The following is a 527-nucleotide window of genomic DNA, read 5'->3' on the forward strand; positions in this document are numbered from 1 at the left end:
GGGGGCTGTTTTAAGAAATACAGGGCTACTAACAGCAATTCGTCATAAACGGGGGGCGTAGCGAATATAGCATTGCCACATAACGTTTGCGCCAATTTTTCGTCAAAGGTCAGTTTTATGTTTGAACAACAATCTGAAAATTTACAGCTTCATGTTAAGCAGTTAGCAAGCGCTGCACAACAAAAATCAGAGCCATCAGCTTGGTTTGAAGTTTTGTATGCCGAAGCTCAAGGCGACACAACACATATTCCTTGGGCCAAGTTAGCTCCTCACCCTTATCTGCAAGATTGGTTGACAAATCATCAACCGTTCGCTTCACAGCAAAAGGCGCTAGTTATTGGTTGTGGTTTGGGAGACGATGCTGAAGCTTTAGCAAATCTTGGATTTGAGGTAACGGCTTTTGATATTTCTCCTACGGCGATCGCTTGGTGTCAAGAGCGATTTCCCAATTCAACTGTCAACTACGTAGTTGCAGATTTGTTCGCAGTTCCGGCACAATGGCATCAAGCCTTTGACTTTGTGTTCGA

General features: G+C 44.0%; 1 protein-coding gene. It reads left to right on the plus strand.

Going from position 1 to position 527, the window contains the following annotated elements; genetic code table 11:
- Nucleotides 1-117 precede the first annotated feature (117 nt).
- A partial coding sequence (locus G1O98_RS38600) for a class I SAM-dependent methyltransferase (protein ID WP_163939747.1) occupies nucleotides 118-527 on the plus strand: 410 nt, incomplete at its 3' end.

Origin of the sequence: Nostoc sp. UIC 10630, assembly GCF_010747425.1 — a bacterium.
GTDB lineage: Bacteria > Cyanobacteriota > Cyanobacteriia > Cyanobacteriales > Nostocaceae > Nostoc.